Source organism: Paenibacillus solanacearum, from assembly GCF_910593845.1.
GTDB lineage: Bacteria > Bacillota > Bacilli > Paenibacillales > NBRC-103111 > Paenibacillus_G > Paenibacillus_G solanacearum.
In genome coordinates, this window is sequence record NZ_CAJVAS010000107.1 from 1 (window position 1) to 1,476 (window position 1,476).

Annotated in this window: 1 protein-coding gene; it reads left to right on the forward strand. The window is 45.1% G+C overall.

Annotated features, from left to right (window positions below; genetic code table 11):
• Window positions 1-115 precede the first annotated feature (115 nt).
• On the forward strand, window positions 116-1,476 hold a 1,361-nt coding region (locus tag KXG62_RS33765; protein WP_218096390.1), incomplete at its 3' end, for an IS1182 family transposase.

Genomic DNA, 1,476 nt, shown 5'->3' on the forward strand with positions numbered 1-1,476 from the left:
GAGGCCACTGAAAAAGTCCTTTCATACGAAAAAGGTACAGTCCTTCAAGAAAATTGAGGAGGCTGTACCTTTTTTACTGTATAATTAAGGCATCACGAAAAGTAGGTGAGAGTAGATGATTCGGCAACAACAAACTCTGGTTCTGAGTCCTTACGCGGCACTGTATGACATTGTCGTGCCGAAGAACAATATGCTCCGTCAGATCAACGAACTGGTGGACTTCACCTTCATATATGAGGAACTAGAAGCGAAATATTGTTTGGACAATGGACGGAACGCCATTGACCCCATTCGCATGTTTAAATATCTACTGCTGAAATCCATTTTTGAACTATCTGATGTAGATATTGTCGAGCGCTCTAAGTATGACCTTTCGTTCAAATATTTCCTAGGTATGGCGCCGGAGGATCCGGTTATTGACCCGAGTTCGTTGACGAAATTTCGCAAGCTGCGGTTAAAAGACATCAATCTGTTGGACATGCTTATCGGGAAAACGGTAGCCATCGCCATCGAGCAGAATATTCTGAAGAGCAATTCCATTATTGTTGACGCTACGCATTCGAAAGCGCGCTACAACCAGAAATCACCGCAAGAAATTCTACAAGATCGTGCACGAAAACTGCGAAAGGCCGTTTACAGCATGGATGAATCGGCCAAAGCCAAGATGCCAGTAAAGAACACGAGCAACGTACTCGAAGACGAAATTAAGTATTGTCAAAAACTCGTCGCCTTCATCGAAAACGAATCCGGAATCGCACAAGTGCCGAAAATTCTGGAGCCGCTTAACTTGTTGAAGGAGACGGTGGAAGATGACGTCGAACAACTTCGTCTGGCGGCGGATCCGGATGCTCGTGTGGGACACAAAAGTGTAGACTCGGCCTTCTTTGGATACAAAACTCATCTAGCTATGACCGAGGAACGTATTATTACAGCGGCTGTCATTACAACGGGTGAGAAGAATGATGGCAAACAATTGCAGACGCTCATCGAAAAAAGCAAAGCAGCTGGCATGCAGGTCAATACTGTCATTGGCGATACTGCGTATTCGGAAAAGGATAACATTTCGTACACAAAGAGTAACGAGATTGAACTCGTAGCAAAACTCAATCCGCTCATCACGCAAGGCAGTCGCAAGAAGGAAGACGAATTTCTGTTCAACAAAGATGCCGGCATGTACGTATGCCCAGCTGGTCACATGGCGATCCGAAAGGCTCGTGAGGGTAAAAAAGGTGTCGGCCAAAACCAGACGGCTACCTATTATTTTGATGTAGAGCTATGCAAGCGTTGTCCGCTCAAAGAAGGCTGTTACAAAGAAGGTGCCAAAAGCAAGACGTATTCCGTAACCATCAAATCCAATGAACATTTGGAGCAGATGGCCTTCCAAGAGACGCAATACTTTAAGGAAAAGTCCAAGGAGCGGTACAAAATTGAAGCAAAGAACAGCGAACTTAAACATGGACACGGGTATGATGTCGC